The organism is Chryseobacterium sp. BGA-UO-ETr-SB22, assembly GCF_059567885.1.
On sequence record NZ_JCAQOV010000005.1, the window covers coordinates 1,580,892 to 1,606,021 of the forward strand.

The 25,130-nt window shown below is 38.0% G+C and carries 19 protein-coding genes; 13 read left to right on the forward strand and 6 right to left on the reverse strand.

Annotation, left to right across the window (positions count from 1 at the left end; genetic code table 11):
- Positions 1 to 39: 39 nt before the first annotated feature.
- The 6 genes from AC57AW_RS14500 to kduI form a co-directional block, all read right to left on the reverse strand.
- Positions 40 to 1,566: an MFS transporter gene (locus AC57AW_RS14500; RefSeq protein ID WP_496352463.1), complete on the reverse strand. Its 1,527-nt coding sequence runs from the start codon at positions 1,564 to 1,566 to the stop codon at positions 40 to 42.
- Between the two features lie 221 nt (positions 1,567 to 1,787).
- Complete coding sequence (locus AC57AW_RS14505; protein ID WP_496352464.1) at positions 1,788 to 2,456, reverse strand: bifunctional 4-hydroxy-2-oxoglutarate aldolase/2-dehydro-3-deoxy-phosphogluconate aldolase; 669 nt, start codon at positions 2,454 to 2,456, stop codon at positions 1,788 to 1,790.
- Between the two features lie 2 nt (positions 2,457 to 2,458).
- Positions 2,459 to 3,463 carry a sugar kinase gene (locus AC57AW_RS14510; RefSeq protein WP_496352465.1) on the reverse strand — a complete coding sequence of 335 codons (1,005 nt, stop codon included), beginning with the start codon at positions 3,461 to 3,463 and terminating at the stop codon, positions 2,459 to 2,461.
- A 9-nt stretch (positions 3,464 to 3,472) separates the two neighbouring features.
- Positions 3,473 to 4,870, reverse strand: a complete 1,398-nt coding sequence (gene uxaC, locus AC57AW_RS14515) for a glucuronate isomerase (RefSeq protein WP_496352466.1) — start codon at positions 4,868 to 4,870, stop codon at positions 3,473 to 3,475.
- Positions 4,871 to 4,887: 17 nt separating this feature from the next.
- Positions 4,888 to 5,670, reverse strand: coding sequence for a gluconate 5-dehydrogenase (locus AC57AW_RS14520; protein ID WP_034694252.1), 783 nt, complete (start codon positions 5,668 to 5,670; stop codon positions 4,888 to 4,890).
- Positions 5,671 to 5,678: 8 nt separating this feature from the next.
- Positions 5,679 to 6,515: a 5-dehydro-4-deoxy-D-glucuronate isomerase gene (gene kduI, locus AC57AW_RS14525; RefSeq protein ID WP_496352467.1), complete on the reverse strand. Its 837-nt coding sequence runs from the start codon at positions 6,513 to 6,515 to the stop codon at positions 5,679 to 5,681.
- An 877-nt stretch (positions 6,516 to 7,392) separates the two neighbouring features.
- Between kduI and AC57AW_RS14530 the strand changes: the two genes are divergently transcribed.
- The 13 genes from AC57AW_RS14530 (at position 7,393) to AC57AW_RS14590 (ending at position 25,017) form a co-directional block, all read left to right on the forward strand.
- Positions 7,393 to 10,410 carry a SusC/RagA family TonB-linked outer membrane protein gene (locus tag AC57AW_RS14530; protein ID WP_496352468.1) on the forward strand — a complete coding sequence of 1,006 codons (3,018 nt, stop codon included), beginning with the start codon at positions 7,393 to 7,395 and terminating at the stop codon, positions 10,408 to 10,410.
- A gap of 10 nt (positions 10,411 to 10,420) precedes the next feature.
- On the forward strand, positions 10,421 to 12,256 hold the full coding sequence (locus tag AC57AW_RS14535) for a RagB/SusD family nutrient uptake outer membrane protein (protein WP_496352469.1): 1,836 nt from the start codon (positions 10,421 to 10,423) through the stop codon (positions 12,254 to 12,256).
- A gap of 83 nt (positions 12,257 to 12,339) precedes the next feature.
- A complete protein-coding gene (locus AC57AW_RS14540) occupies positions 12,340 to 13,362 on the forward strand; it encodes a pectinesterase family protein (protein WP_496352470.1) in 1,023 nt (340 codons plus the stop codon).
- Positions 13,363 to 13,391: 29 nt separating this feature from the next.
- The gene (locus AC57AW_RS14545) at positions 13,392 to 14,807 is read left to right on the forward strand and encodes a pectate lyase (protein ID WP_496352471.1); all 1,416 of its coding nucleotides are present in this window, start codon (positions 13,392 to 13,394) and stop codon (positions 14,805 to 14,807) included.
- 49 nt (positions 14,808 to 14,856) lie between these two features.
- Positions 14,857 to 15,852 (forward strand): DUF4861 family protein, encoded by a 996-nt coding sequence (locus AC57AW_RS14550; RefSeq protein WP_496352472.1) that lies wholly within the window; start codon positions 14,857 to 14,859, stop codon positions 15,850 to 15,852.
- Positions 15,853 to 15,863: 11 nt separating this feature from the next.
- A complete protein-coding gene (locus tag AC57AW_RS14555; protein ID WP_496352473.1) occupies positions 15,864 to 17,117 on the forward strand; it encodes a glycoside hydrolase family 88/105 protein in 1,254 nt (417 codons plus the stop codon).
- Between the two features lie 45 nt (positions 17,118 to 17,162).
- The gene (locus tag AC57AW_RS14560) at positions 17,163 to 18,806 is read left to right on the forward strand and encodes a glycoside hydrolase family 43 protein (protein WP_496352474.1); all 1,644 of its coding nucleotides are present in this window, start codon (positions 17,163 to 17,165) and stop codon (positions 18,804 to 18,806) included.
- 120 nt (positions 18,807 to 18,926) lie between these two features.
- A complete protein-coding gene (locus AC57AW_RS14565; protein ID WP_496352475.1) occupies positions 18,927 to 19,772 on the forward strand; it encodes a rhamnogalacturonan acetylesterase in 846 nt (281 codons plus the stop codon).
- 1 nt (position 19,773) lies between these two features.
- Positions 19,774 to 21,441 (forward strand): glycoside hydrolase family 28 protein, encoded by a 1,668-nt coding sequence (locus tag AC57AW_RS14570; RefSeq protein ID WP_496352476.1) that lies wholly within the window; start codon positions 19,774 to 19,776, stop codon positions 21,439 to 21,441.
- A gap of 23 nt (positions 21,442 to 21,464) precedes the next feature.
- The gene (locus AC57AW_RS14575) at positions 21,465 to 22,370 is read left to right on the forward strand and encodes an alpha/beta hydrolase (RefSeq protein ID WP_496352477.1); all 906 of its coding nucleotides are present in this window, start codon (positions 21,465 to 21,467) and stop codon (positions 22,368 to 22,370) included.
- 31 nt (positions 22,371 to 22,401) lie between these two features.
- On the forward strand, positions 22,402 to 23,367 hold the full coding sequence (locus tag AC57AW_RS14580) for a pectinesterase family protein (protein ID WP_496352478.1): 966 nt from the start codon (positions 22,402 to 22,404) through the stop codon (positions 23,365 to 23,367).
- Between the two features lie 234 nt (positions 23,368 to 23,601).
- Positions 23,602 to 24,336 (forward strand): rhamnogalacturonan acetylesterase, encoded by a 735-nt coding sequence (locus AC57AW_RS14585; protein WP_496352479.1) that lies wholly within the window; start codon positions 23,602 to 23,604, stop codon positions 24,334 to 24,336.
- 342 nt (positions 24,337 to 24,678) lie between these two features.
- Positions 24,679 to 25,017 (forward strand): cupin domain-containing protein, encoded by a 339-nt coding sequence (locus AC57AW_RS14590; RefSeq protein WP_496352480.1) that lies wholly within the window; start codon positions 24,679 to 24,681, stop codon positions 25,015 to 25,017.
- Positions 25,018 to 25,130: the final 113 nt, after the last annotated feature.

Here is a 25,130-nt window from a genome sequence, read left to right on the forward strand (position 1 = left end):
TTTGAATGAAACTATCTTTGGATCTGATAGCTTTTGTTTCTATTTAATCACTTTATATTTCGGAACCAAAGTCTTCATTACGCTCCAGGCAATCAGGTAAGCCACTGCACATACTGAGAAAATGATCATGTAGCCTTTATCAATTCCATCAGAAATAATAGCTCCTGATTTTTCCAGATCATGGACAAAATTTTCAGGCAGACGTTCATTGATGTATTGGGGATATTTTTCAAGTAGAGGCATTCCGTCGACAGTAGTCCATGCTTTATGAGCATGATCAAACAGGACTCCTGAAGATTTATTGATTAAAAATGATCCGATTCCGCCCGCCATTCCTCCGATTCCGGTAATGGTTGCAATTGCTTTTTTAGGAAACATATCGCCTACCGTAGAGAATATATTGGCAGACCATGCCTGGTGTGCTGCTCCGGCAATTCCGATAATCAGTACCGGAATCCAATATGAAACAGAACCCAAAGGCTGTGCTAACAGAGCCAACAGTGGGAAAAATGCAAAGATCAGCATCGCCTTCATCCTTCCTGTATAAGCATCTATCCCTTTTTTCTCCACAAAATATTTAGGAAGCCACCCTCCGATAATCGACAATAAAGTGATCATATAAAGAACAAATAAAGGAAATGCACTCTGTGTAGAATCCATTTTGTAAACGGAACTTAAATAAGCCGGCGTCCAGAACAGGAAAAACCACCAGATTCCATCTGTCATAAACTTTCCAAAGGCAAAAGCCCAGGTTTGTCTGTGACTGAAACATTCCCTGAAAGAAAATTTCTTTTCCGGCAGCGACGTATCTTCTGCTGGAAAATCATCCTGATCCTGCTGAATATAGATAAGCTCATTCTCATTAACCTTGTGATGTTCGTGTGGCTTTTTGTAATAGAATATCCAAAGGCCCATCCAGACAAAACCTAATGCTCCGATAATGATAAATGCCCATTCCCAGCCCATCGATTTTGCGATAAAAGGAATTGTAACCGGCGCAGCTAATGCTCCAACCGTTGCTCCAGCATTAAAGATACTGGTTGCTAACGCTCTGTCTTTCTTTGGGAAATACTCTGCAGTAGTTTTTATCGCAGCAGGAAAATTCCCTGCTTCCCCAACTGCCAGAACGAAGCGGGCAAAAATGAACAGTGTGACACTGGTACTGATGATAGCTCCAACATTATCTACTCTTCCGATAATCTCTTTGGATTCTTCAAAACCAACCCACCAGCTTCCGGTGAGAGTTCCTGAAGTAGCAATTCCGCAGAAAGCATGGAGTATAGCTCCTATTGACCAGATTCCGATCGCCCAGAGAAATCCTTTTTTGGTATCCATCCAGTCTACAAACTTTCCGGCAAAAAGCATACTTATTGCGTAGAAAATAGAAAATAATGCAGTGATATTTCCGTAATCATTATTGTTCCAGTGAAATTCCGGAGCGATGAAATCTTTCCAGGTGAGAGACAGCACCTGCCGATCCATATAATTGATGGTCGTTGCAATAAAAAGTAGCATGCAGATCGTCCATCTGAAGTTACTTGGTTTCGGAGATATTTCTTTTTTCATATCAATCGTTAATAGTATTGATTTTTATTGATTTTAACAACAGAACAAGACAAAAACTATCCTTTCCATGCTATTTAAACACAGAATCTATTAATTTTTTAAACCATTGTTATTTAATTAAAGAATTGAAAACAATTAAGTTGAGTTTCAATGATTACCTCATCAAAGTTTTTACTCAGTTTTTAATTTTTTTACCGGCTTAAAACAAAATGTAAGGATCGTTATCTTAATTCATTAATAACCTGAATCGAATAGGCTACTGCTTCTGTAATCTTTTCATAATCATATTCTCCTTCCTCATTTTTTACAAACAGCTGGGAACCCAATCCTACACAATAGGCTCCTGCAGAAATCCATTCGGTAATATTTTCTTTTGCAGGCATTACTCCGCCTGTAGGCATGATGTTTGACCATGGCATCGGGCCTTTTACTGCCTTGATAAATTCCGGGCCTCCTACTTGTGTTGCCGGGAATATTTTCACAATTTCAGCGCCTAATTCTTCGGCATAAGAAATTTCAGAAACTGAACCACAGCCAGGCATCCATGCAATTTTTCTTCGATTGCAAATTTTAGCGACTTCCGGGTTTAAAGAAGGTGCCACAATAAAGTTGGCTCCATTCTGAATGTATAAAGAAGCTGTTGCGGGATCAATGACAGAGCCTATTCCCAATATCATTTCAGGAATTTCTATAGTTGCATATTTTATCAGATCGGCAAAAACCCCGTGGGCGAAATCTCCCCTGTTGGTAAACTCAAAAACGCGGGCACCACCATCAAAACAAGCTTTTATAATTTTTTTGCAAACTTCAGCATCTGCATGATAAAATACAGGAACAATACCGGTTTGCTTAGCTTTTAAGGCTACTTCTATACGATTAAATCTTGCCATAATTATCTTTTTATTCTTCCTCCTGAATTTCCGTTCATCACTTCCAGGATGTCTTCTACACTTGAATAGTTAATATCTCCCGGAATAGTATGTTTGATCGCACAGGCTGCGTTTGCAAAATTCAATGCTTTTTCATCATCAAAATTCTTTAAACCATAGATTAATCCTGCGGCAAAAGCGTCTCCCGTCCCGACTCTGTCTACAACAGGATTGATTTCCAGAAGATTTGTTTCAAAGTAATTTTCGTTTACCCACGCTCTTCCCTGTGTCTGCTGGGAACTTGCGGTAACCCCTATTCTTATTTTATCAAAAATCCTATGAACGGAAGGAATCTGTTTTTTTAATTCTTTACAGGCTTCAATAAAACCTTCTTTATCTGAAGAAAACCGGGTTCCGAGAACCTCATTAATTTCATTCACTCCTCCGATAAAAATGGTGGAATAAGAAACCAGTTCCTTAAGCACTTCACTTCCTTTTTTACCATATTTCCAGAGGTTTGAACGGTAAGCAGGATCCGTCGTTACTTCAACTCCTATGTGCTGAGCGGTTTTCAACCCCTCTTTTAAAGCTTCATAGGCTGATTCCGAAATACCGGGACTGATTCCTGTCCAGTGAAAGTATTCGCATCCTTCAAGCACTTTTTTCCAGTCTATTTTTTCAGACCGGATGTTCGCAAAAGAACCATTCAGCCTGTTATAAGCAATTCTGCTGGCACGAACTGATGATCCTACTTCAAGAAAATACAACCCCAGAGGATGTTCATTCTTGTCGATAAAGGTGGTATCAATGCCAAAACCCCGAATGAAAGAAACCGCAGATTCTCCGACAAAATCATCGGATACACAGCTGACATGCTGTACTTCGCAGCCCATTGTTGCCAATGAGGCAGCGACATTCAGTTCTGTTCCTCCAAAAAAGAACTCCATTTCATGGCTTTGTTTCATGGTTCTGTTTCCGGGTGGGGAAAACCTCATGATGACTTCACCGAATGTGACTATTTTGCTCATGGTATTCAATTAAAAATCAAAATAGTTTTTCGCGTTGTGATAACAGATATCTGAAATCGTATTCCCAATCAGTTCAATATCATCCGGCAGTTCGCCATTCTTCATCTCTTCTCCGAAAAGATTACACAATACCCTTCTGAAATACTCATGTCTTGGATAAGAAAGAAAACTCCTGGAGTCTGTCAGCATTCCTACGAAGCAGCTGATTAATCCCATATTGGAAAGGGCATTCATCTGTTTGATCATCCCGTCTTTTTGATCCAGAAACCACCATCCGGAACCGAACTGTACTTTTCCTTTGATGCTTCCATCATTGAAATTTCCGATCATCGTAGCGAAAATTTCATTATCAGCAGGATTCAGATTATATAAAATGGTTTTTGTCAGCTGATCCTTTCCATCTAAAGTATTTAAGAATTTAGATAACGTTTCTGCCTGAACAAAATCTCCGATGGAATCCCAACCTGTATCCGGTCCAAGAATTCTATGCATTCTTTCATTGTTATTTCTCAAAGCTCCCAGGTGGAACTGCTGTACCCATCCGTATTTATGATATGCCTCACCAAGGAATAATAAAATTGCTGTTTTAAATTGATTAACCTGCTTTTCGGCAATCACTTTTCCTGCCAGTTTATCATTAAAAATAGCATTCACTTCCGCTTCTGAAGTTTCTTCAAAAGAAATATTGTTTAAGCCGTGGTCACACAATCTGCAGCCATTTTCATGAAAATATTCAATTCTTTTAAGCAAAGCATCACATAAAGTCTGGTAGGAATTAATCTCAATACCTGCCGATGCTCCCAGCTTTACCATATAATCTGCAAAATTGTGATTTTCAATCAAAATTGCTTTATCCGGACGGAATGCCGTGCTTACTTTGATACTGAAATCGCTTTTCGCAAGGTCCTGATGGTAATTTAAAATATCTGTTGGATCTTCTGTGGTACATAAAGATTCTACATTCATCATTTTTAACAAACCTCTGGTTGATTTTTGCGGTGTCTGAAGCTGAGCAGTAATATTCTCATAGATCTCCGATGCGTTATCTTCACTTAATAATTCATCAATTCCGAAATATCTCTTTAATTCCAGATGAGTCCAGTGATATAATGGATTTCTCAATGTATAAGGAACCGTTTTTGCCCATGCTTCAAATTTCTCTTTGTCAGTAGAATCTCCGGTGATGAATTTTTCATTCACTCCCATGGTACGCATGGCTCTCCATTTGTAATGATCACCGGCAATCCATACTTTAGAGATATTTTCAAAAACAGTGTCTTCTGCAATATCTTTGGGGATCAGATGATTATGATAATCAATGATAGGTTGTTTTTCTGCAAATCTGAAGTAAAGTTCTTCAGCGTATTTATTTTGTAATAAAAATTGATCTGTTATAAAAGGTTTCATTCTAGTCTAATCTGTAGTTATTCATTAGCAGGTTTTCCTATGGTGGCGAGAATTCCTCCGTCAACGTAAATAATCTGTCCGTTGATGAATCTGCTTGCATCAGAAGCCAGGAAAATAGCTGTTCCTGCAAGATCTTCCGGATTTCCCCATCTTCCTTCCGGAGTTCTGCTGATGATAAAATCATTGAAAGGATTTCCATCCACACGGATGGGTTCTGTCTGGGAGGTTGCAAAATATCCGGGCCCGATTCCGTTCACCTGGATATTATGTTTTGCCCATTCTGTTGCCAGATTTTTAGTAAGCATTTTAAGACCTCCTTTTGCAGAAGCATATGCCACTACATTATCACGTCCCAGCTCACTCATCATCGAGCAGATATTGATAATTTTCCCGGATTTTCTTTTAATCATATATTTCCCGATTAATTTCGACATGATAAAAGGTCCGGTAAGATCCACATCGATTACTTTTCTAAAGTCGTCCACTTCCATATCAATAGCCGGGATACGCTTGATGATTCCCGCATTGTTGACAAGGATGTCTATTTTTCCATGGGTAGCTTCCATTAAAGCTACTTTCTGAGCTGCTTCCAGTTCATCAGTTACATCAAAAATATAGCCGGTTGCTTTATACCCTTTTTCGTGGTAATAATTCAAAGCTTCCTCTAATTTTGATGGCGTTGTACTGGTAATTGCCAGTTCAGCACCAGCAGCAGCAAGGCCTTCTGCCATTGCCATTCCTAATCCGTGAGTACCACCTGTTACGACAGCTACTTTGCCGGATAAATCAAATAAATTCATTGGAAAAATTACTTTAGTTCGTTTGTTTTGATACCGTCCATATCACCGTAGTCCATATTTTCTCCGGCCATACCCCAGATAAAAGTATAATGAGCCGTTCCTACTCCTGAATGAATAGACCATTCCGGAGACAGTACAGCCTGTCTGTTGATCATAAACAAATGACGGGTTTCATGAGGCTGTCCCATAAAATGACTTACCGTCTGCCCTTCTTCCAGATCAAAATAAAAATATGCTTCCATTCTTCTGGCATGGGTATGGGCAGGCATTGTATTCCATACACTTCCGGGGTGCAGTTCCGTCATTCCCATCTGAAGCTGGCATGTTTCAACTACAGAATTCACAATCAGTTTATTGATCGTACGTTTGTTGGCGTACTTTTCTTCACCCAATTCCACAATTTCCGCTTCCTTTTTCGTGATTTTCTTGGTGGGATATGAATGATGTGCCGGCGCTGAATTGATGTAAAAATAGGTTTGCTCTTTACCATCTTTTTCAAAAAAGACTTCTTTAGCTCCTTTTCCCACATATAAAGCTTCTTTATTCCCAAGGTTATATACCGTTCCATCTACCGTTACTTTTCCGGCACCACCTACGTTGATGATTCCCAGCTCTCTTCTGTCAAGAAAATTTTCAGCTTTCAGATCATCCGTAGGTTCCAGCTTCAAAGCTTTGGACGAAGGCATTATCCCTCCTACAATAAGTCTGTCATACATTGAATAGACTAATTTTATCTTATCCTCATTGAATAAATCATTGATCAGAAACTCCCTCCTAAGATCTTCTGTGGTATAATTTTTAACATCTTCCGGATGATGGGCGTAACGAAATTCTGACTGTATCATACTCCTATTTTACTTTTCTTTTTTTGCGGTTTTCTCAAACCAGTTAAATTAAATGTAATCGATTGCATTAAATTACACTAAAATTGGCAGAAATACTTGTGGGATAAATATAGAATTATTCTTCAATTAGTTAACAAAAAATTAATTTAAATTTAAAAACAGTTGATTTTCAGATAGATAAAATTAAAAATTATACTTATTTTTATTGAAATAAAAACTTTTTATTCAAAAAAAATTAACCAAAAACAGAACCCGGAACCTTCAAAAATATAAAATCATGCCAAAATAAAGCGACATTTACAAGGTGTGAAATTGATAAAAATTAAACGCTTTTATAAAATATACCACATACATTACGATATATTATTAAAAACAATAAAATACTGATACAAAATCCCGCGAAAAAAGATGATAAAAATCAGAAAATATTACAAAATTTTATTCCAAGATAATAATTCAGGGATTTTTAGGATACAAAAAACATATGAATTTTAAGTTATTTTTAAGTTTTCTAAATATTAAGCATTAAAAAAATGAAAAATTTTCACCTAATTACACAACATTCATAGCAAACCAATATTAACCTTATTTACAATATGTTACACAATAAAAAACCGCTCTAGTTGGATACAATATTTTTATTTAAACCATCAAATTAATAAAAAAATAACATTTTTTTATTTGCATATTGAAAAATAATATTAGTTTAGAAGCCAGAATAATGTTTTATAAAAAATTACGCAATCGATTGCACAAAAGCGTAAAAGATATTAAAAAGCTTCATGACCACTAAAGTCCGCAGAATAATACTTAACAGTCCTAAACAAGAACGATTGAAAAAACTTTCAACCAAGAATTAAAACTATAAGGATACAAAATGGATAAAAGAGTACAATCAATAAAGTGGTTATATTTAACTGTTTTTCTGCTTCCTGTCCTTGCAATGGCTCAAGAAAAAGAAACAAAAAAAGATAAAGAAACCAAACTGGATGATGTGGTTTTAGTGGGATATACAAAGGTTTCTAAAAAAGATGTTACCAACGCTGTTTCTTCGGTGAAAGGCGAAGCGCTTAAAGATATGCCGTCTACCAATGCTGCTGAAGCTATCCAGGGAAGACTGGCCGGAGTGCAGGTTTCCCTGAGTGAGGGATCTCCCGGAGCTGATGTGGATATTGTCATCCGCGGCGGAAACTCCATCACTCAAAGTAATGCCCCGCTCTATATTGTAGATGGTGTGCAGATGGATAATGCCCTGACGATCTTATCGCCAAAGGAAATAGAATCAATTGAGGTCTTAAAAGATGCTTCATCAACCTCTATATTCGGTTCAAGAGGAGCCAACGGTGTCGTTCTGATCACGACAAAAGGAGGCCGTAAAAAGGGGAAAACAACAATCAATTATAATGGTTTTGTAGGAGTAAGAAGTATTCAGAATAAGCTTAATGTTCTGGATCCTTATCAGTATGTACTTTATCAGTACGAACAATATTATAAGAATGGAGACCTAAAAGATATTGAAACCTTTAATACCCGCTACGGAACATTTGATCAGCTGGATAAATATAAATCTGTCAAGAATGTAAACTGGCAGGATAAACTTTTCGGAAGAGAAGCCTTCAATTTTACCCATAATGTATCTCTATCCGGAGGAAATGAAAATTCAGCATTCTCTTTAACTCTGAATAATGTAGAAGAGGACGGGATTATGATTGGTTCCGGATTTAAAAGAAATATGGCCAACTTCAGATATGATTATGATATTTCAAAAAAACTGACCATTGGTCTTAATGCCCGTTACAGCCGCCAAATGATTTATGGTGCAGGAACTTCTGCTTCCGGTTCGCAAACGACCAACAGATTGAGAAATGCTATAAGATATCAGCCTTTTGAAGGAGGTTCTACGGTAGATGTTGATGAATTTGATCCGTTATTCGCAGATCAGACCAATCTTGTCAATCCAATTCTATTGGCCAATGATGAAGTAAAAGAAAGCGGAAGAAACGATTTATTGCTTAATGCAACGCTTGATTATAAAATCAGTAAAGACTTCACTTTCCGAACTGTAATCGGATATGTACAGAGAGATCAGATTGTCAACCAGTTCTCCGGTCCGGTAACCAACCTTGCAAGACAGAATAATGATCAGCCTATAGTATTTTTAAGCAACGCCCAAACCAGAAGAATTACCAATACCAATACCCTGAATTATAGAAGAACCTTTGGAAATCATAAGCTGGATTTGCTAGCAGGTCAGGAAACGGTAAGAACAGACGGAGAATCGACGTCTATTAATATCAAATGGTTCCCGAAATCTTCTTCAGCACAGGAAGCATTTGCCAATTCACAGCTGGCTTCTCCTCCGTCAGGAATGATTCAGGATGCTCCTAAAACCGCAAGAGAAGTAGACCGCCTGGCTTCTTTCTTTGGAAGAGTAAATTACATCTATAATAATAAATATATCGCAACGGTATCCGTGAGAGCTGACGGCTCAAGTATTTTCAAACCAGGCCCTAACCAGTGGGGATATTTCCCAGCGGCATCTTTAGCATGGAAGATCAAAGAAGAAAATTTCTTAAAACAGAGCAATTTTGTCAATGAACTGAAGCTTCGTTTAGGATACGGAAAATCGGGAAATAACAGAATCGGAGCCTTTTTATATGATACCTTCTTCACCTCTTCTTCAGATTATGGATATGCTTTTGGAACCAGTGTTACACCTGGTGCTACAACAGGAAATATCATGGCAAATCCTAACGTGAAATGGGAAACTGCAACCTCTTATAATGCGGGGATAGACTTTGGTTTATTCAAGGGAAGACTTTATGGTACCCTTGATGTCTATAAGACTCATACGAAGGACCTTTTATTACTGGCTAAAATACCACAGACCTCAGGATATGAATTTCAATATCAAAATTCAGGAAGCAGTGAAAATAAAGGGATCGAATTATCAATGGGAAGTACCATCATCAGTAAAGAAAATTTTTCATGGAAGATTGATGCCAATATCTCATCCAACAGAAATACGATCAAAAGCTTAGGAAATAATGCCTCCGCAAGTTCCAATTCTTACTACTACCCTTCCGGATGGCAGAATAATCTGTTTGATTTCCTGGTACAGGTAGGCAAACCGGTAGGAACTTATTGGGGATATGTAACGGCAGGAAGGTATGAAGTGAGCGATTTTAATTATGACTCAGCCACTCAGATTTATACGCTAAAAACAGGAATTCCAAATTCTGCTGCAGTAGCCAACGGTGCCAAAGCTATACAGCCGGGAGATCTTAAACTTCAGGATCTTAATGGCGACGGTGTCATTGACAGTAAAGATATGACTGATCTTGGAAGCGCACAGCCTAAATTCTACGGTGGTTTTACCCAGACCTTCCGATATAAGAACTGGGATATGAGCCTTCTTTTCAATTTTTCCATTGGAAACAAAGTGTATAATGCCAACAAAGTAGAATATACAACCCAATATCTGTACAAGGATAATAATATGCTGGCAGAAGTAGCAGACCGATGGAGATGGTTTGACAACGCAGGAAATAAGGTAACAGACCCAACGGCTCTTGCTGCCCTTAACGCCAATACAACTATGTGGACTCCGCCTGCAGGGGCTTACTTCCTGCATTCGTATGCCATTGAAGACGGTTCTTTCTTAAGACTGAATAACCTTACCATAGGATATAGTCTGCCAAAAGGATCTCTGGAAGCTATTGGAGTGAAAAACCTGAGACTGTATGCTACCGTGAATAATTTATTTACAATTACAGGCTATTCAGGATTTGATCCGGAAGCCAATACAAGAAGAAATCCATTAACTCCGGGAGTTGATTATTCAGCTTATCCAAGAAGCAGATTTATCTTATCAGGAGTAGATATCACTTTCTAAAACGAACGCTATGAACAAAAATAAATTTTCAAGCCTTTTTTTATCTCTTACCTTTGTGGTGACCCTGAATTCATGCAGCGAATATTTAGAGGTAGAAAACCTTTCCAACACCGCAGAAAAGCAGCAGTTTGACTCAGCGCCGGATACTTTTGCTGCTCTTGTGGGAGTTTATAACAGTGCTATGGGTGACAATACCTATGGACAGAGAATGAACCTTATTCTCTCTCAGTCAGGAGACGACTTCAGAACGTCAGGAGATTACAATGCCAATGACAGAAGAGGAGTCAGCTGTTTTGGAGCAGTTCCTACCAATACAGAATTATTAACACCTTTCCTGGATACTTACACAGGTATCGAAAGAGCCAATCTTGTTATTAAAAATATTCCACTTTCTCCGGTGTATCAAACCGGATCCGCAGCTGATAAAAAGCTGATGGACCGTTATCTCGGGGAAGCTTTGACATTAAGAGCAATGTTCTACTATGATCTTATTAAAAACTGGGGAGATGTTCCATTTCAGGACAAACCATCAGTTGATCTTCCTTCGGTATATTTACCTAAAACAGACCGTGACATCATTTATGATCAGATACTGGAAGATCTTGCTAAAGCTTCAACCTTAGTTCCATGGAAATCTGAAGGAGGAACTACAGCACAAAGACTTTCAAAAGCTGCAGTAAAAGGATTAAGAGCGAGAATAGCCCTGGCAAGAGCAGGATATTCTCTGAGAAGAAGTCCCCAATTAATGGCACAAGGCTCCAATCCTCAGAAATATTACCAGATCGCATATGATGAGTGTAAAGAAATCATCAATTCCGGGCAGCATAAGCTAAATCCAAGCTATGAAGGTCTTTTCAGATCACTGCATACCAACAGTCCGGATACAACGAATGAAATTATTTTCGCTGTCGGAGCGTTTGGAGGAAATTCACGAACAGATTCTAAAATCGGATATTATAATGGGTTAAGACATGATGACTCAGACTGGAAATCAGCAGGAGGAATCAGTGCTATTCCTACTTATTTCTATGAATTTGGTAAAAATGATTTGAGAAGAGATGTTAATATTGCTATTTTTAGAGTAAGTACAAGTAAACAGGAAGATCTTCAAACCTCTATCAACTGGAACGATGGAAAATTCAGAAAATCCTGGACAAGCATTACAGGAACTTCCCAGAATTTAGGAATTGACTGGCCGCTTTTGAGATACGCAGATATTTTATTAATGTTTGCAGAGGCAGATAACCAACTTCACAGTGCGCCTTCTCAGGAAGCTATTGATGCCGTAATGGCTGTCAGACAAAGAGCTTATGCCGGAAATCCAGGCCAGGTGGGAACAATCCCAACTTCCAAAAATCAGTTTTTCCAGTATATTGTACAGGAAAGACTGCTGGAATTCGGAGGCGAGGGATTAAGAAAATATGATCTGATCCGTTGGAACCTTCTGGAAACAAAAATCAATGAAACCAGACAAAAATTAACAGATTTCATGAACGGTACCGGAGCTTATGCCAACGTTCCTGAATATATTTTTTATAAAAAACCGGCATCAACCGTTGTCAATTATGTTCCTACAAAAACAGCACAGCAAAATGTACTGGACATGGATATTTATGTCAGCGGAATCAACAAAGCCGATGTTTTCTACAATCCTAACCAAAGTGTTGCCACGCCTTCAGGATATACAAAAATCAACTGGAGACTTGCCATGACACAGCCTTACATCAACGGAGATCCTGTGAAAAGCTATGCTTATTATTTCCAGCCTAATAAAAAGGAACTTCTTCCTATAGCCCTGGACGTAATCAATTCAAATTATAATCTTACCCAGGATTACGGATACTAGACAGTTTAAGTTTACATTCATATCAAAAATACAGGCTGATCTACTTTAAGAACACAGCCTGTATTTTAAACCAAAATTGCTTTATGAGACATTCCATTATTTTTAAAAACTGTACGCTGTTTTCTGCTTTTTTGATTGCTGTATTCAGCCTTCTTTCTTTCCGGACCAGGGAGAAAACCCTCCTGGTTTCGAAAGACGGGAAAGGTGACTTTACAACCGTTCAGCAAGCGATAGATGCAGTTGAAAACAATTCTTATCTGAGGACAAAAATTGTTATTAAAGCTGGAATTTATAAAGAAAAAATTGTGATTCCTGAATCGAAAGCCCCCCTTTTTCTGGAAGGTGAAAATTCTGAAAAAACAATCATTACTTACGATGATTTTGCTTCTAAAAAAAATGCAGACGGAAAAGAAATCGGAACTACAGGCTCGTCTACTCTATTTATTTACTCCAATGATTTTAGTGCTAAAAATATTTCATTTGAAAACAGTTCAGGGAAAGTCGGACAGGCCGTTGCAGTATTGATTTCAGGTGATAGGATCACTTTTGAAAACTGCAGTTTTTTAGGAAATCAAGATACTTTATATCTGAAAGGAGTTCAGGATCTTCAGGATAAGACAAAACCATCAAGAAATTATTTTAAAAACTGTTATATAGAAGGAACCACAGATTATATTTTCGGGGCAGGAACCGCTGTTTTTGAAAACTGTATCATTTATTCCAAAGAAACGGCAAGCTATATTACAGCAGCTTCTACTCCACTGGAAAATGAGTTTGGTTTTGTGTTTATCAATTCTAAAATTATCGGCAATGCAAAGGAACATTCGGTGTATCTGGGAAGACCTTGGAGGCCATTTGCTAAAACAGTTTATATTGACTGTGAACTCAATTCAACAATAAAGCCTGAAGGATGGCACAACTGGAGTAAACCTGATGCTGAAAAGACAACATTTTACGCAGAAAGCCACTCAAAAGGTACAGGAGCAAATCCCATGCAGAGAGTTTCATGGTCACATCAGTTAACCCAACATGAAAGAAAAAAATATACGGCAGGAAATATCCTGAAAGGCATGGATAGCTGGAATGCAAAAAAGAGTTTAAAATAATTCAACCCTTCAAAGAGAATTTTTCAATCATGACAAAGAGTTTCATCAGAATGTTCGCTACCGGAATTTTATGCAGTATTTCCACGTTGATCAATGCGCAGGAAGTATTGAGCTTTCCGGGTGCTGAAGGTTTTGGAAGATTCACAACGGGCGGTCGTGGCGGAAAAGTATATTTCGTAACCAACCTGAAAGACGATCATTCTGAAGGAACATTAAGATATGCCCTGAACCAGAAAGGGCCGAGATATATTGTTTTTAAAACCAGCGGAACCATCTATCTTGAATCTCCTTTAAAAATAAAAGAAGGTAACGTCACCATTGCCGGACAAACCGCTCCCGGAGACGGCATTACCGTTGCCAATTACGAAACATTTATAGCGGCTGACAACGTTATTATCCGCTATCTGAGATTCAGAATGGGAGATCAGAAAAAATTTGAAGGTGATGCTTTGGGTGCAAGATTCATCAAAAATCTGATAGTAGATCATTGCTCTATGAGCTGGTCCACAGACGAAACTGTTTCCATCTACGCCAACGAAAATACAACCTTGCAGTGGTGTATTATTGCGGAAAGCCTCAGAAACAGCTTACATCAGAAAGGAGCCCATGGTTACGGAGGAATTGCCGGAGGTAAACTGGCATCATTTCATCACAATATATATGCTCATCACGATAGTAGGAATCCACGATTGGGAGAATATGCAGGAAGTAAATTTGCCCTCACCGACCTTACTGATTTCAGAAATAATGTGATGTATAACTGGGGACACAACAGCATATACGGCGGTGAAGGAATGAACGTCAACATCATCAATAATTATTACAAACCCGGACCTGCAACCATAACCAGACAACGGATTGTTGCCATAGATAAAAATGAAAATCCGAAAACGGAAGTCTACAATACCTGGGGAAAATACTATATCCATGGAAATGTCATGGAGGGAAATCCTGAAACTACCAAAGACAATTGGAAAGAAGGTGTTTTTAATCAGATGAAATCCTCGTACAATCTAACGGAAAAAGATAAAAATTCCATCAGGATTAATCAGCCTCACGATATTAAAAATAATACCATCACCCATACCGCCCAGGAAGCCTATGAAAAAACTTTACAATATGGAGGAGCAAGCCTGGTACGTGACGCTGTTGATCTACATATTATAAAAGATATCAAAACCGGAAACTTTACTTATAGAGGATCAAAAGGAAGCACAAATGGAATCATCGACTCTCAGGAGGATGTTGGTGGATTTCCAAATTTGAGACAGGAAAAACCACTCCCAGATTCAGATAATGATGGAATTCCTGATGAGTGGGAAATTAAACATCATTTAGACCCGAAATCCGCCAATGCCTATGGCAGAGATCTGGATAAAAATTATGACAATATTGAGGTTTATTTCAACGATATCGTCAGTAAAATAACCGATGAACAACGTTAATAACCATGAAAACTCTTTGTTACAAATCGGTAAACTAATAAGAAAAAGTATGAAATTCAGCTTATTTACAATATGTATTGCGGGAGCTTTTATCAGTTCAACTCTTTCAGCACAGACTTCTGTGATTGAAAACAGTAAGAAAAATCCTAAAGCACCATTTTCCTACGCTGAACTTTCTGTAAAAGAAGGCGGCCAATGGGAAGGCAATCAATACATCGGCGGAACTTTTAAAAATGTTCAGGAACTTACCCTGCCGGAAACCCATACGGATCACTCCTCATATATCAGATATGAAGGAATTGGTCTGGAAAACAATCAGATTGGCTACAGGCTCTATCTGGACTGGAGAAATGCTACAGATATTTTTGGTAAAAAAGTAAACACTCTGGTATTACCGGAAGTCGGTCAGGATGGTTTTGAATCTTATCATCATGATGCTCCGTGGGGACAGGATATCCTGAAGTCCGGCCGTACCATCGGAATCGGGTCTTACGGAAGATATGATGAACAGAATGATTATGTTGAAACTTTTAAAATCGTAAAAAAGACTACCGCAAAAGTGGTCAATGAAAAAGACCAGTCTTATGCCATTATCAATTACAAGGGATGGAAAACCTGGGGTAATCCGGTAGATCTGCAGTCAAAACTGACTATTTTACCCAAAGATCGTTTCGTAAAAGTGGACCTTACCCTAAACAATAGCCTTTCAGGTTTATGTACGGGAATTGTTGCTTTTAAAGACATTCCTTTGAAACAGGGAATCAGTAAAAATAAAAAATGGGGCTATATTGCGACTTATGGACCGCAAACTTTAGCCAAAAAAGAAGACAATCTGGGAATGGCAGTCTTCTATCCTATTGAAAGTCTAGATCAATATGTAAAGACAAAATCTACCCATACGATCATTTTCAAAAAGACCAAAAATGTATCTTATTACTTTTTAGGAGCCTGGTCACAGGAACCCAACGGCTTAACTACCGAAGACTCTTTCTACCAGGACCTGAATAAAAAACTGGATATTCTGGATAAAACTCAACAACTTTAAAGTTTAAAATCATGAACTTTATTAATAATTCTATTACAATTTATGCATTGGCAACAGTATGTTCAGGACTCTTTTTTTCCTGTGCACAACAGCCACTGCAAAATTCTTCATCCGAAATACAATCAAAAGTAAACGGAAAAATTTCAGCCAAACTTCCATGGTCGGAAAGAATGCTTCTTTCTGAAATACAACGCTTTCCTCAGGCATGGATGCTGGATTATAACAAAGCGCCCAAATGGAGCTATCCCACAGCCATCGTTCTGGAAGGTGCTGAAAGGTTGTTTGAAAAAACGGGAAACAAAGAATATTACAGATACATCACAACCTTTGGTGATACTATGGTGAAAGAAGACGGAAGTGTTGTTTCTTATGATCTTTCCAAATACAATATTGATATGCTGAATTGTGGAAATGTACTTCTTTACCTCTATAAGCAGGAGAAAAAAGACAAATACTTAAAAGCTCTGCAAACTCTGCGCTCTCAGGTTGATGGCCAGCCAAGAACTTCAGAAGGCGGTTTCTGGCACAAGAAAATTTATCCTAACCAGATGTGGCTGGACGGATTATACATGGGTGAGCCATTTTATGCCCATTATACCCATGATTTTTCAAAAGGAGAAGAAGCTGAAAAAGCTTACAGCGATATCATCAATCAGTTTGAACTGATTCAGAAGCACCTTTTAGATAAAAAAACGGGATTGCTCTATCATGCCTGGGACGAAAGCAGAGAACAGCAATGGGCCAATAAAGAAACCGGACTTTCACCAAATTTCTGGTCAAGAGCAATGGGCTGGTACGGAATGGCTATCGTAGATGTACTGGATTATCTGCCTCAAAACCATCCGGGAAGAGCAAAATTACTTACCTACCTGAAATGTTACTGTGATGCTGTTATCAAAGTTCAGGATTCCAGGACAGGACTTTGGTATCAGGTATTGGATAAAGGAGGAGAAAAAGGAAACTATTTGGAAGCAACGGGTTCATCGATGTTTGTGTACACCATGATAAAATCTGTCAACAAAGGATATTTACCCAAATCATATAAAGCATACGCCAAAAAAGGATACGATGGCATTATCAAAAACCTGATTACAGTAGATGAAAACGGTGTTGTCAGCTTAAATAAATGCTGTGCTGTGGCAGGTTTGGGCGGAACACCTTACAGAAGCGGTTCTTATGAATATTATGTAAATGAAGAAGTCCGTTCCAATGACCCAAAAGGAACAGGTCCGTTTATTCTTGCCAGTTTAGAATTTGAAAAATAAAAAAGGATTGAGAAACTCTTAGCCAGATAATGTATAATTGATTATATGAAGACAAAAAGTGTTTTAAATATCATTACCCTTACAGCCTTTTCGGCAGCTTCTACCTATCTTCAGGCACAGGAAAAAAACTATGTTTCCGAAGTATGGACTGCTGATCAGGGGAAAAACTACAGAAATCCTATTTTATATGCAGATTATTCAGATCCGGACATTATCCGGGTGGAGAATGATTATTATATGACGGCCTCCAGTTTTAACGAAGCTCCCGGATTGCCTCTTCTTCACTCCAAAGATATGATCAACTGGAAACTGGTTAATTATGCAATCCAGGATATCTTGCCATCCGAACACTTTTCAACACCCAAAAGAGGTGATGGCGTTTGGGCACCCAGCCTCAGATTTCATAAAGGAGAATTTTATATTTACTGGGGAGATCCGGATTTCGGAATTTATATGGTAAAAACTAAAGATCCTCTGGGAATTTGGGAAAAACCGGTTTTGGTGATGGAAGGAAAAGGTTTGATTGATTCCTGCCCTTTCTGGGATGAAAACGGAAATGCCTATCTTATTCATGGCTGGGCCGGAAGCCGTGCCGGAGTCAAAAGTATGTTAACCCTCAATAAAATGAATCCGGAAGGAACAAAAGTACTCGATAAAGGAATTCACGTTTTTGATGGTCATGATGCTCATCCTACCGTTGAAGGGCCTAAAATGTATAAAAGAAACGGCTATTATTATATTTTTGCCCCCGCAGGTGGTGTTGCAACAGGTTGGCAGCTTGCGCTGAGATCAAAAAATATATATGGCCCTTACGAAGAAAAAATTGTTCTGGAGCAGGGCTCAACAACCATCAACGGACCTCATCAGGGAGCATGGGTAGATACCCCTTCTGGAGAAAACTGGTTCTATCACTTTCAGGATGTGGATGCGGGCGGAAGAATTGTTCACCTACAGCCAATGAAATGGGAAAAAGACTGGCCCGTAATGGGAACAGACTATAATAAAAACGGAATCGGAGAGCCTGTTGTAAGTTATAAAAAACCTGATGTTGGGCAATTATATCCTGTTGTTACCCCTGCTGAGACCGATGAATTTGATGGGAAGAAATTAGGTTTACAATGGCAATGGAGCGCGAATGAAAATATTGTATGGTCTTCCAAACTTCCCGGACAGCAATTTTTAAGGTTATTCTCAATAAAAGTTCCTGAAGGTGAAAAAAACCTGTGGAATGTTCCGAATCTGTTAACCCAAAAATTCCCAGCTCCTAATTTTACTGCCACAACAAAGGTAAAATTAGTTCCCGAAGAAGCTAAGGATGGAAAGACTGCAGGATTACTGATTATGGGACTAGATCATGCATCACTGGTCATCACCAACAAACCTGACGGCTATTACCTACAACTAAGGAAAGCTGAAAAAGCAGACAAAGGCGGTGAGGAGAAAATACTCTGGGAAACTCAATTAAAAAGCAATGAGGCTTATTTAAAAGTGAATGTAACCGAACCCAATGGATTGTGCCAGTTCAGTTACAGCGAAAACGGTAAAAATTTCATCAAAGCGGGTGACGTTTTCCAGGCAAAACCGGGAAAATGGATTGGAGCAAAAGTAGGGCTTTATAGTATCAGTACGCCAAAAGCACCAAGAGGAGGATATGCTGATTTTGATTGGTTCAGAATTACTAAAAAGTAAAATAATATTGGTAAATGCTAAGAGGCTAACGATAGCAAAAAGCACTGTTTTAAGATATTTCTGCGCTTTAAATCAGAGAATAAAAACCTCGCGCCTTTGCGATTACCCAACAAAAAAGTCATGAATAAAAGAATATATAAACCCATTTTGTTTTTATTAAGTATCTTATTTCTGTCAGCATGCCAGTCACAGGATAAAGCACAAAAAGCAGCAATAAAAACGGATAGAAAAGTAACCCATATTTACCTCATCGGAGATTCCACAATGGCTGATTATACAGGAGAGTATGATCCTGGAAAAGACTATATGAAAGTCCGGTATCCCATCACAGGCTGGGGACAGGTTTTTCAGCCTTTTTTTGTAAAAGACAGTATACAATCTCTGAAACCTGGGATCACAACAGATTCTGTAGCGGTTATTGACAGGGCTCATGGTGGAAGAAGCACACGAACATTTTTCCAGGAAGGAAGATGGCGGTATGTCTATGAACACCTTCAGGCTGGTGATTATGTGATCATGCAGTTCGGGCATAATGACAGCTCAGAAAAGCATCCTGAACGCTATGTGAATATTCAGGGATATAAAGAATTTTTACGTTTATTCGTTTCTCAGACGAGACAGAAAGGAGGAAATCCCATTATTGTAACTCCAGTTGCCAGAAATTATCCATGGAAAGACGGAAAACTGGAAAATGTACATGGAGATTACTGGCAGGCCCCTATTGATATTGCAAAGGAAATGAATGTTCCCTATATCGATCTTAATAGATTATCGATGGAATACTTTACGAAAAAAGGGCAGGATTTTACAACCATTCATTATTTTATGAACCTTCCTGAGAACTTGTATGAAGCCTACCCAAAAGGACAGAAAGATAATACTCATTTTCAGCCTGAGGGAGCAAAAACAGTCGCCTCTTTGGTGTATCAGGAATTAAAAAAAATAATTAAAACTCAAAAAAAATAACATGAAGAAGTCACTTACAATGATCGGTTTAGCCACAGCAATAATGTTTTCGGGGCAAGTTTTTGCTCAGAATCTGGATATTTACAAAAACATTGAGTTTACAATGCCTCAGGTTGCAGAAACCACTTTTCCTGCCCGAACAGTTTCCATCACACAATTTGGCGGAATTTCAGGTGGAAATGTAAAAAATACAGCAGCTTTCAAAAAAGCCATTGAAGACCTTAGTAAAAAAGGAGGAGGAAAGCTGGTAGTACCACGAGGAATGTGGTTAACAGGTCCTATTGAATTGAAAAGCAATATCAATCTTCATGTAGAAGAAGGCGCATTTATTATTTTCAGTAAAGATAAAAATGATTATCCTTTGGTAGATGTAAGTTTTGAAGGATTAAATACCATCCGTTGCCAGTCTCCTATCTTCGCAAAAAATGCTACGAATATTGCCATTACAGGAAAAGGAGTCATTGATGGAAGCGGTGACGCCTGGAGGGCTATCAAAAAAAGTAAAGTTGCAGAATCTGAATGGAAAGAAATCATAAAATCGGGTGGAATTCTATCATCCGACGGCAAAACATGGTACCCTTCGGAAAGCTATAAAAAAGGATTTGAAAGTAGCTCAAGCTTTAATGTTCCTGATAAAATATCCAAAGACGAACTGACTTCCGTAAAAGATTTTCTGCGTCCGGTGATGGTAAGTCTGGTGGGTTGTGACAAAGTATTGTTAGATGGTCCTACTTTCCAGAATTCCCCGGCGTGGAACCTTCATCCACTGATGTGCTCAAACCTTATCCTAAGAAATCTTACCGTAAGAAATCCATGGTTTTCACAAAATGGCGATGGTGTAGATCTGGAATCATGCAAAAATGTTCTGATCTATGACAATACATTTGATGTAGGTGATGATGCTATCTGTATTAAATCCGGAAAAAATGAGGATGGCAGAAAAAGAGGAATGCCTACAGAAAATGTAATCATCAAAAACAATGTAGTGTATCATGGTCATGGAGGATTTGTCGTGGGAAGTGAAATGTCCGGCGGAGCAAGAAACATTCATGTATCTGATTGTACTTTCATCGGAACAGACATCGGGCTTCGTTTTAAAACAACGCGTGGAAGAGGCGGAATTGTAGAAAATATTTATATTAAAAATATTGATATGATTAATATTCCTACCCAAACAATTGGTTTCAATATGTTTTATGAAGGTTCTTCCCCTGTTTTAGAAGACGGACAGAAACAGGAAGGAAACAAGACCCCCGAAAAAGTGTATCCTGTAACAGATGAAACTCCGGTTTTCAGAAATATCTTCTTTAAAAACATCAATGCCATTAATTCTTATGAAGCCATCACTCTATTTGGTCTGGCAGAAATGAACCTTAAAAATATTGTGATTGAAGATTCAAAATTTGATACCAAAAAAGCACTGACTATTGTTGATGCAGACGGAATTCAATTAAAAAATGTAACGTTGAAATACTCTGAAGGTACGGGAGCAACAGTTTACAACAGCAAAAATATTAACCTTGCTGATGTAAAATTTGAATCCCCAATCAAACCTTATATCAAAATTTTAGGAAACAAAACGGGAGCTGTTGTTTTGCCAAAAGAAATACGATCCGACAAAAATTTGCTTTCTATAGGAACAGAAGTACCTAAGAATGCAGTAAAATAATATAATTTGTAAGAATCCGGCTCATGATTTTTAACAAAAGACATACTTATATTTCTATTTTATTCGTAGGGACGATGGCATTCGGGCAGACGAGACCGAATGCTTCTCCTTACACCAATGAAGGGACTTTTGAAAAGCTTAAAAAGAAACACAGCTTTATTACTCCTATTGACCGTCCGATACCCCAAAATATCAGAATTGATAAAGATGTTGAATATGGCACTGCTCATGGAATTTCTTTAAAAGCAGATGTTTACTACCCTGCTGATTCGTCAAAAAAACATGCAGGAATTGCTATGGTACATGGTGGAGGCTGGATTTCCGGAAGTAAGGAAAATGAAAAATACATGGCAATGGAGCTGGCATCAAAAGGTTTTGTGGTCATTGCTGTTGGTTATCGCCTTGCTGATATTGCCAAATATCCTGCAGGTATTGAAGATATTGAAACGGCTATTCAATGGGGCAGAAAAAATCACAGACGATACGCTTTAGATCAAAATAAAATGGCGGTTTTAGGTGAGTCTGCCGGTGCACAGATGGCAACCCTGGTAGGCGTAAAAGCCAAAAACAAAATAAAGGCGATCATCAATATTGACGGAATTGTTTCGTTTATCCATCCTGAAGCTGAAGAAAGTACGTATGCCTCTTACTGGCTTGGTGGTGACAGGGATATCAATCTCAAAAACTGGACGGAAGCCTCACCGTTGGAATATGTAAATCAACATACACCGCCTACTCTTTTCATCAACAGTTCGCAGTCCAGATTCCATGCAGGAAGAGATGATATGATGAAGAAACTGCAGTCTTATGACATCCCTACTGAATTTTATGAATTCAAAGATTCTCCGCATTCATTCTGGTCGGCAGAACCGTGGTTTACAGAAACTCTGAAGTATACTGTAGATTTTTTAAATAAGGTTTTAAAATAGCTTTTAATCTCAAACGGATCAAATAAATGGTATGAAAAAATCACTTTTAATTCTATTCATAACAGCAGCTCAACTGCTATGGGCAGGCGAACCATACATTACGATTACAGTTGATCAGAAAGGAAGCGGAGATTTTACCTCCATTCAAAAAGCCATCAATTCTATAAGAGATCTGGGACCTGCTGAGGCATTAATCAAAATAAAACCGGGGACCTATCATGAAAAGATAGAGATTCCCTCTTCGAAACATAAAATCACTCTGGAAGGTGAAAACAAAGAAAATACGATCATTACCCATAACGACTTCTCTGGAAAGCCAGATGCGTTCAATGAAAAGATGACGACGTTCAATTCATATACGGTATTGGTAATGTCGGATGATGTTAAAATTACTAATCTCACCATTCAAAACAGCTCATGCAACGAAGGGCAGGCTGTTGCGCTTCATGTAGAAGGTGATCGTTTTATCATGGTAAACGCTGCTATTTTGGGATGTCAGGATACTTTATATTCTGCGACCAATCACAGCAGGCAATATTTTGATAACTGTTATATAGAAGGAACTACAGATTTTATTTTCGGACAGGCTACTGCCGTATTTAAAAACTGTACGATTAAAAGTCTCGCTGATTCTTATATCACTGCAGCCGCCACCGAAATTGACAGGAAATATGGTTTTATATTTTTTGACTGTCAACTGATTGCAAAAGATGGCATTTCCAAAGTGTATCTGGGAAGACCTTGGAGACCTTACGCCAAAACAATTTTTATCAATACGGAAATGGGAAAACATATTCTTCCCGAGGGCTGGAACCCATGGAAAGGCGATAAAATGTTCCCTGATAAAGAAAAAACTGCCTACTATGCAGAATCCGGAAGTAAAGGAAAAGGCGGAAACACTTCAAAACGCATCAACTGGTCTCATCAACTTACCAAAAAAGATCTGAAAAATTACACCCTGGAAAAAATATTTGATGGCTGGAACCCTAATTATTGAATTGTTGAACAGACGCAAAGGGGCAAAGATTAAAAAAAAAATATACTGTTTACAATCCAAGAAAATCAGAAATTTCCAATAGTTTTTATGATTGAAAATTTTATCGAAAATAAAATCATTGCACCTTAAAACACTGTCTTTTAACTCCATTAGCTCCTTTGCGTTTTTCCAGCTTACTTATCTGATGATGTAGAATCAATTGTAACAAGATAAAAAAATTTATAAAAAACAACTATGTATAAAAAGCTTACCCTACTTCTTTTCTTCCTCTCAATCATGACATGGGCACAACAACCTACCCTGTTTCTGATTGGTGATTCAACGATGGCCAATAAAGAAAATCCGGATAAAAACCCGGAACATGGCTGGGGACAGATGTTTCCCTCTCTGTTGACCTCCGGAATATCCGTTCAGAATCACGCAACTAACGGGAGAAGTTCAAAAAGCTTCAGAACGGAAGGAAGATGGAATAAAGTAATAAATCAGCTTAAGAAGGGAGATTTTGTCGTTATCCAGTTTGGGCACAACGATCAGAAAATCAATGACTCGACACGGTTTACCAATCCATATACTCAATACAGAGCCAACCTTGAAAGATATGTGAACGAAGCAAGATCTAAAGGTGCTATTCCAATTCTGATGACGTCTATTGCCAGAAGAAATTTTAATGAGAATGGTGTTTTGATGGATACACATAAAGAATATCCTTTGGTAGTAAGAATGGTTGCCAATGATCTTAAAGTTCCTTTTGTGGATTTACAATTATTGTCAGAGCAACTGGAAATTTCTTATGGTCCGGAAAATTCAAAAAAGCTGCATCTGCATTATAAAAAAGGGGATGAAAATTATTATCCGGAAGGAAAAGATGATGATACTCATTTGTCAAAGCTAGGAGCTGAATCCGTTGCAAAACTGGCAGCGGCTTCATTGAAAAGTCTAAACACCGGATTAGAGAAATATATTAAATAAAAAGTTTTACGATCTGCGCGGTTTGTCATTATGCACTAATCAGACAGCAATATTTTTTTATCGAGTAATACATGATGATAAAAACAAGAGTTTAGATTTCTTCGGAATGATAAGATGTATAGGTATGTAAGTGTATATAGATATTAATTTGTTCCTGAATTAATACAGTAATACAAATTACTCGTTTAGGCTATCCATACAGTTTTCATTCTGAAGGAATTCGTACAGCAAAGATTTTTTTATTGGGTAATAAATAAAAAATTTAGATTTCTAGAGAATGACAGAGGGAACACAAACAGTTCTCTGCAGATTTTACAAAATTTCAATTCAAAAAAGATAAAAATGGATTTTAAAAAAGAACCTTTCTTTAATGGAAACTCTGATTGGGAAGATCTGGGAAACGGTGTTTCAAGACAGTTTGTGGGCTACAATGCTCAGGTAATGATGGTGATTGTCAAATTTACGAAAGGAGCAACCGGAGCATTACACCAGCATTATCATTCTCAGATTACATATGTGGCATCAGGGAAGTTTGAAGTTACTGTAGACAATGCAACAAAAATTCTGCAGGAAGGTGATGGCTTTTTTGCACAGCCCAATGTTTTCCATGGGGTAAAATGCCTTGAGGAAGGAAAACTGATTGATGCTTTTACACCTTTTAGAGAGGATTTTCTTATTTAGGAAGCCGGAAAAAGGAAGATAATAATGAAATTTAATATGCAGGTACTTTTAAACCTTTGCGCCTTTCCGAATATTCAACAGAAAAAAGCAAATCTATTCTTCATTAGATTTGA

What these genes read in the sequence shown, in the direction of transcription:
- AC57AW_RS14580 (WP_496352478.1), top strand. Translation starts at nt 22,402, where the DNA reads ATGAAAAAATCACTTTTAATTCTATTCATAACAGCAGCTCAACTGCTA.
- kduI (WP_496352467.1), bottom strand. Translation starts at nt 6,515, where the DNA reads ATGATACAGTCAGAATTTCGTTACGCCCATCATCCGGAAGATGTTAAA.
- AC57AW_RS14575 (WP_496352477.1), top strand. Translation starts at nt 21,465, where the DNA reads ATGATTTTTAACAAAAGACATACTTATATTTCTATTTTATTCGTAGGG.
- AC57AW_RS14505 (WP_496352464.1), bottom strand. Translation starts at nt 2,456, where the DNA reads ATGGCAAGATTTAATCGTATAGAAGTAGCCTTAAAAGCTAAGCAAACC.
- AC57AW_RS14520 (WP_034694252.1), bottom strand. Translation starts at nt 5,670, where the DNA reads ATGAATTTATTTGATTTATCCGGCAAAGTAGCTGTCGTAACAGGTGGT.
- uxaC (WP_496352466.1), bottom strand. Translation starts at nt 4,870, where the DNA reads ATGAAACCTTTTATAACAGATCAATTTTTATTACAAAATAAATACGCT.
- AC57AW_RS14570 (WP_496352476.1), top strand. Translation starts at nt 19,774, where the DNA reads ATGAAGAAGTCACTTACAATGATCGGTTTAGCCACAGCAATAATGTTT.
- AC57AW_RS14560 (WP_496352474.1), top strand. Translation starts at nt 17,163, where the DNA reads ATGAAGACAAAAAGTGTTTTAAATATCATTACCCTTACAGCCTTTTCG.
- AC57AW_RS14565 (WP_496352475.1), top strand. Translation starts at nt 18,927, where the DNA reads ATGAATAAAAGAATATATAAACCCATTTTGTTTTTATTAAGTATCTTA.
- AC57AW_RS14535 (WP_496352469.1), top strand. Translation starts at nt 10,421, where the DNA reads ATGAACAAAAATAAATTTTCAAGCCTTTTTTTATCTCTTACCTTTGTG.
- AC57AW_RS14555 (WP_496352473.1), top strand. Translation starts at nt 15,864, where the DNA reads ATGAACTTTATTAATAATTCTATTACAATTTATGCATTGGCAACAGTA.
- AC57AW_RS14545 (WP_496352471.1), top strand. Translation starts at nt 13,392, where the DNA reads ATGACAAAGAGTTTCATCAGAATGTTCGCTACCGGAATTTTATGCAGT.
- AC57AW_RS14550 (WP_496352472.1), top strand. Translation starts at nt 14,857, where the DNA reads ATGAAATTCAGCTTATTTACAATATGTATTGCGGGAGCTTTTATCAGT.
- AC57AW_RS14585 (WP_496352479.1), top strand. Translation starts at nt 23,602, where the DNA reads ATGTATAAAAAGCTTACCCTACTTCTTTTCTTCCTCTCAATCATGACA.
- AC57AW_RS14540 (WP_496352470.1), top strand. Translation starts at nt 12,340, where the DNA reads ATGAGACATTCCATTATTTTTAAAAACTGTACGCTGTTTTCTGCTTTT.
- AC57AW_RS14530 (WP_496352468.1), top strand. Translation starts at nt 7,393, where the DNA reads ATGGATAAAAGAGTACAATCAATAAAGTGGTTATATTTAACTGTTTTT.
- AC57AW_RS14500 (WP_496352463.1), bottom strand. Translation starts at nt 1,566, where the DNA reads ATGAAAAAAGAAATATCTCCGAAACCAAGTAACTTCAGATGGACGATC.
- AC57AW_RS14590 (WP_496352480.1), top strand. Translation starts at nt 24,679, where the DNA reads ATGGATTTTAAAAAAGAACCTTTCTTTAATGGAAACTCTGATTGGGAA.
- AC57AW_RS14510 (WP_496352465.1), bottom strand. Translation starts at nt 3,463, where the DNA reads ATGAGCAAAATAGTCACATTCGGTGAAGTCATCATGAGGTTTTCCCCA.